This is a genomic window from Stenotrophomonas sp. STEN030 (assembly GCF_056759995.1).
The window spans coordinates 1-5,655 of sequence record NZ_JBRREB010000100.1; the positions used below are offsets into that span (position 1 = coordinate 1).

Genomic DNA, 5,655 nt, shown 5'->3' on the forward strand with positions numbered 1-5,655 from the left:
GCCATGCTCGGCAATGGGCCTTACCGGGAATGCCCCTTGCCGAGCATGGCTCGGCACTACAGGTGGGGCTTTCCCGGTGAAGCCTCTGCCGAGCATGGCTCGGCACTACAGGTGGGGCTTTCCCGGTGAAGCCTCTGCCGAGCATGGCTCGGCACTACAGGTGAGGCTTTCCCGGTGGAGCCTCTGCCGAGCATGGCTCGGCACTACAGTGAAGCCTTCCAGCCTTGGGAAGGCAATCAGAGAAACAGATCCGGCATCAGCGGGCGCGACGGATCCACCGCATAACCCGACAGATCGGTGATGCCCGCTTCGGCCAGCACTTCGTCATCCAGCAGGAACTGTCCGCTGAAGCCGGCCGCGGTACGGGTCAGCACCGCGTGTGCGGCATCGGCCATGATTTCCGGCTTGCGACAGCCGCTCACATCCACGCCCGGAATCATGTTGATCGCGTCGGTGGCGATCACCGTGCGCGGCCACAGTGCATTGACTGCAACGCCCTTGCGGCCGAACTCAGCTGCCAGACCCAAGGTGACGAAGCTCATGCCCATCTTGGCCAGGGTGTAGCCGGTGTGCGGACCCCACCATTTCGGGTCGAGGCTGGGCGGCGGTGCCAGGGTGAGGATGTGCGGGTTCGGCGCCTGCAACAGGTGCGGCAAACAGGCCTGCGCGCACAGGAAGCTGCCGCGCGAATTGACCTGCTGCATCAGGTCGAAACGCTTCATCGGCGTATCCAGGGTGCCGCGCAGCCAGATCGCCGAGGCGTTGTTGACCAGGATGTCGATGCCGCCAAAGGTATCCACGGTTGCAGCCACGGCCGCATTGACCTGGTCCTCTTCGCGGATGTCGCACTTCAGCGCCAGACCCTGTCCGCCAGCGGCGTTGACGGCCTCGGCAGCGGTATGGATGGTGCCCGGCAGCTTGGGATTGGCGACCGCCGACTTGGCGGCGATGGCGACGTTGGCACCGTCGCGTGCGGCACGCAGGGCGATGGCCAGACCGATGCCACGGGAGGCGCCGGTGATGAAAAGGGTCTTGCCTCGCAAGCTGCTCATACGCACTCCGGAACCGGTAAGAAAGCAACGCGCATTATGCCGATACCAGCACCCACGCACAGTCCTGCGGTTTGCTGAAGGCTCGACACTCAGCGTTCATATGGCTTGCCGATACTGGTGAGATATCGCGCAAGGACTCCCGATGAAGACACTGCACCTGACTGCCCCGCTGCTGCTTGCCCTTGGGCTTGTGGCCTGCCAGAAGCCACACCCCGCTGCCGAAGTACCTGCGGCGGCCAAGGATGTCACCACGCAGACCACAGGGCTGAGCGAAGAAGCCGCCCGTATCGGTGCCAACGCAGTATGGACAGGCTCGATCGAGTCCTGTCGTACCGACACCGCAGCCGACAACTGCCTGCTGCAGGTGATGCGCAGCGGTGGTGCTTCGCCGGCGGCTTTGACAGCTGCCAGCACCTTGTCCGCGCAGGGCAAGCCCGGCTATGTCACCGCATGGCAGAACGTCGAAGGGGTCGGCGTGGCTACGCTGGAATTCCCATTCCGCGCCAATACCAACGAGGGCACCTGGCTGGTGGACGCCAATGGCCATGCTGTCGACGTGGATGAGGAGGTGCTCGATGACGCGGCACGCGGCTCGGATGCCTACAAAGCGTTCGCCAGCAAGCACCCCGACTCCGGCCCGTTCGCACCTGCGCTGGCTGCCGGCACTGAAGCGCTACCCGATGGCGGCGTGCGCCTGCGCTATACCACGCCACTGCGCAGCTGCCACGCCTGTGCCGACGATGGCCATGTAACGCTGGGTTACGACTTTGATGCGCAGCGTCGCTTTGTCGGCAAGCAGCTGCTGGAGTTACGCTAAGCCCACTCGACCACTTGGCCAGCAAGGCCACCAAGGAAGGAAACCATGCAGGAAAGTGGAGGCTACGTAGTCGGCTGGGGCACGCTGGCACTGATCAATGCCGGCCTGGCCCAATCCAAGGGACGCGGCGGTATGAACTGGTTCCTGCTTTCACTGTTGCTCGGCCCGCTGGCTACTTTTCTACTCGTTGTCTCCAATTCTCTCGACAACACACCCGCTCCCTGAGCTGATCAGTTCCGCAGATGATTCTCGTGATAGCGCTGCACCTCAAGCTGGAGGTAGCCGGCACAGGAGAATTTTCGGCCTTGTTGCGCGCGTCAGCGATACGCGCCTGATCACACCCGACTCGCCAGCCCCGGCTATCAGCCGGCTAGGTCACGGCAGCGCGCCGCCATGTTTCGCGCATAGCGCCCCAGCAGATGCGGCACGATGACCCGGTGCAAGGGCGCTACCGGCAACATGTACAGACGCCCGAACGGCCGGTGCAGGTGAACCACGGTGCTCACCTGCAGCTCGCAGCTGTCGTGGCCGGGGCCAAGCTCTACTGCCAGTTCCACCCGCAGATGACGGTCGCTGTCGCCCAGCACGATGCCATCGGCGGTCAGCGCCCGCACTGTGAATATCCCGAGCCTGTCGCCGACCGCCAGCCCTTCCGGAGCACGCGCTGGCACGCTGCGGATCGCGCCAAGGTGCTTCATCCCCAGCAGGCGCATGCCGGCATTTCGCAGCCGCATCAGGCCATCAAACCAGGCCGGCACCTGCCGGGCGATATCCAGATAGGCCTGTACGGCACTGTCCGGCCGGCGAACCAGATTGATCCGCGATGCATGTGCGAAATGACTGCCTGACAGCAGCGGGTGCAGCAACGCGCCCTCTGAAATCTCGACCTCACGCGCCCGCACGCCACTACTCAAGGCTTCGGCCCCTGCCCTTCGTTGTCTTCCCAATGCAGGATGCGTCGGGTCACGAAGCGGTACACCGGCTTGCCGGTGGCAAACCACAGCTCGCGGACCCACGAGTGCCGCTTGAGCAGGCGCAGCTCAACCGGGGTCAGCGCCTGCCGGCAGTACATGCGTTTGTGCTTGAGCAGGTGACGCAGGTCCTCGCGCGCCAACAACCGCATCCAGCGCGAGCGCGGGTTGCCACATACCGCCAGTTGGAAATCGATCAGCGCCGGGGAACCGTCCTCGCGCACCAGCCAGTTCGCTTCCTTGGCCAGGTCGTTGTGGGCAATGCCGTGCCGGTGCACGCGCTGCAGCAAACGCCGCGCCGCGCGGAAATAGGCCAGGTCGCCATGCGGCGGGCGTTGGTACATGGCTGCACCTTCCATATAGCTGCGGTCCAGCCAGTGCCCATCCCATGCCAGCAGCCGCGGCGTCGCCTCCATACCATCGAGCTTGGCCAGTGCGCGGGCTTCACGCCGTGCCAGCCACCAGGCCGGCAACCGCAGCCACAAGGGCGTCGCCCCGAGATCGCGGCGTACGAAGCGCCCTTGCGGGCTATCAATCAACAGGATTCGACCGAAGCTGTCAGCTTTCAGCGCAGTAACAGGTGCGGGGGAAGAGTCAGTCATGACGACATTCTAGTCGCCAGCGCGCCATTCACTGAGCGGCATCGCAGGTGAACAAGTGCCACTGCAATTGACTGAACCTATGCCCTTGCCATCGGTCTGACTCGGGCTTCCCTTTATAATCGGCCAATGAATTCTTCCTGGATCGACGCCACGCTTGCGTGGATCGCCGCCAATCCCGTCCTTGCTGGCCTGGCGATCTTCGCCATCGCCTTCTGCGATGCCGTGATCATCCTTGGTGCCATCGTGCCGGCTTTGCCGCTGATGATCGCGGTAGGTGTATTGATCGGCATGGGCGAGTTGTCCGGCCCTTATGCGGTGATATGTGCCACCTTGGGTGCCTTCGCTGGCGATGGTTTGAGCTATTGGGTGGGCCGCCGTTGGGGTGACCGCCTACGTGGCGTATGGCCGTTCAGCCGTTACCCACAGCTGCTGGACCGTGGCGAAGTCATGTTCCGCCGCAATGCTTTCAAGAGCATTCTGATCGCCCGCTACGTGGGTGCGATCCGGCCCTTCGTACCGGCAATTGCCGGCATGGCCAATATGCGCTTCATCAGCTACCTCAAGGCCAGCGGCCTTGCCTGCCTGTCCTGGGCCATCCTCTTCTTGCTGCCCGGCTGGGCGCTGGGCCAGGCCTATGACGCCGTAGCCGCAGTGGCCGGGCGCCTGTTCCTGGTGGTTGCCCTGTTGGGCACCCTACTGGGCCTGGTGTGGGCGATCGTGCTGTACAGCTACCGCTGGTCGGCAACACGCATGGACGGCTGGCTGGCCCGCCTGCTGGCCTGGTCGCACCGCCACCCGCGCTTCATCGGCCACTCGCTGAGTGACCTGTTCGACCCCAAACGCCGCGAATCGGTGCCCTTGGCCATGCTGGCGCTGATGCTGCTGGTGCTGGGCTGGGGCTGGTTCGCGCTGTTGATGGTGGTGGTTGGCCACGGCGAACCGCTGGCCCTGGACTTGGCCGTGCACCGCTTGATGCTGGCCCTGCGCAACCCGCTGGCCGACTACCCGATGGCTGCGCTGGCCTCGCTGGGCGACTGGCAGGTGCTGTTGCCGGCGATCGCCGCAGGCATGGGTTACCTGGCCTGGCGCCGACGCTGGATGGCGGTCTTCCATTGGCTGGCGGCGCTGGCCTTTGGTCTGGCCCTGACCAAACTGCTGGGTGCCACCGTCGATGTGGTGCGGCCGCCGGCCGCCAGCAGCGGTTTCGGCTTCCCGTCGGTGGCGGTGACCATGGCCACCATCACCTTCGGCTTCTTTGCGGTGCTGATCGGCCGCGAGCTGCCGGGACGCACCCGCGTCTGGCCGTACCTGTTGTCCGGCGCAGTGGTCACGGTGATTGGCTTTGCCCGCATCTATCTGGGTGCGCACTGGCTCAGCGACGTGATCGGCGGCATGTTGTTCGGCGTGTTCTGGCTGCTGGTGCTGGGCGTTGCCTATCGCCGCCGCTTCAACCGCTCGTTCTGGGTCAAGCCGGTGGCATGGCTGTTCTACGGCGTGTTCGTGATCGCCGGGCTTTGGTATGCACCGCGCAATGTGCCGGCCAAGCTGGCCAAGTTCGAACCCGCGGCAGCCAGCATCGTGCAGATGGACGCCTCACATTGGTGGCAGGACGGTTGGCACGAGCTGCCCGCCCGCCGCAATGATTTCGACGACGATCAGCGCTGGCCGCTGGATGTACAGGTCGCCGGGCCGTTGCCGGCATTGCAGGCACAGCTCGAACGCAATGGCTGGACCCGGCAGACCCAGGCTGGCTGGCAACAGGCGCTGATGATGCTGGACATGAAGGCCACGCCGCAGCAGGTGCCGGTACTGCCAGCAACGCTGGATACCAACGTCGAAGCGCTGTTGATGCTGCATCCTGGCGCGCGTCCGGATGAAATCCATGCACTGCGGCTGTGGCCTTCCACCGTCCAACTGCAACCTGGGCAAGCACCGGTATGGCTGGGCAGCGCGCAGACCCTGCGTTACCAGCGACACCTGAAGCTGTTCGGCATGTGGCGGCCGCTGCGCGGCGTTGACCCGGCACTGGACACCCTCAAGCAATCGCTGGATGGCCTGCAAACCCAGCAGCAGGTGCAGCCGGAGACGGGATTGCCGCTGTTGATGATCCGCGCCGAACCAACGCCGTAGGGCCGATGGGTTGTGCCCCCGCCAAACAAGTGAGCTGCCAAAAATGATCATCCACAAACACGACAGGATGACCTAGACCAAAC

Annotated in this window: 6 protein-coding genes; 3 read left to right on the forward strand and 3 right to left on the reverse strand. The window is 64.5% G+C overall.

What is annotated here, in order from left to right:
- Window positions 1-236: 236 nt before the first annotated feature.
- The gene (locus ACVOLR_RS19725; RefSeq protein WP_481537943.1) at window positions 237-1,052 is read right to left on the reverse strand and encodes an SDR family oxidoreductase; all 816 of its coding nucleotides are present in this window, start codon (window positions 1,050-1,052) and stop codon (window positions 237-239) included.
- Window positions 1,053-1,194: 142 nt separating this feature from the next.
- On the opposite strand from ACVOLR_RS19725, the gene ACVOLR_RS19730 reads away from it, so the two are divergent.
- Entirely contained in the window at window positions 1,195-1,869 is a 675-nt protein-coding gene (locus tag ACVOLR_RS19730; RefSeq protein ID WP_481537944.1) for a hypothetical protein, read from the forward strand.
- Between the two features lie 45 nt (window positions 1,870-1,914).
- Window positions 1,915-2,094 (forward strand): hypothetical protein, encoded by a 180-nt coding sequence (locus tag ACVOLR_RS19735; RefSeq protein ID WP_296250311.1) that lies wholly within the window; start codon window positions 1,915-1,917, stop codon window positions 2,092-2,094.
- Window positions 2,095-2,231: 137 nt separating this feature from the next.
- Here the strand turns inward: ACVOLR_RS19735 and ACVOLR_RS19740 are convergent, their stop codons facing one another.
- Both ACVOLR_RS19740 and ACVOLR_RS19745 read right to left on the reverse strand, forming a co-directional pair.
- Window positions 2,232-2,771, reverse strand: a complete 540-nt coding sequence (locus ACVOLR_RS19740; RefSeq protein WP_481537945.1) for a DUF2867 domain-containing protein — start codon at window positions 2,769-2,771, stop codon at window positions 2,232-2,234.
- Between the two features lie 8 nt (window positions 2,772-2,779).
- Entirely contained in the window at window positions 2,780-3,442 is a 663-nt protein-coding gene (locus ACVOLR_RS19745) for a protein kinase family protein (protein ID WP_481537946.1), read from the reverse strand.
- A gap of 126 nt (window positions 3,443-3,568) precedes the next feature.
- Between ACVOLR_RS19745 and ACVOLR_RS19750 the strand changes: the two genes are divergently transcribed.
- Window positions 3,569-5,572, forward strand: coding sequence for a bifunctional DedA family/phosphatase PAP2 family protein (locus ACVOLR_RS19750; RefSeq protein ID WP_481537947.1), 2,004 nt, complete (start codon window positions 3,569-3,571; stop codon window positions 5,570-5,572).
- Window positions 5,573-5,655 lie beyond the last annotated feature (83 nt).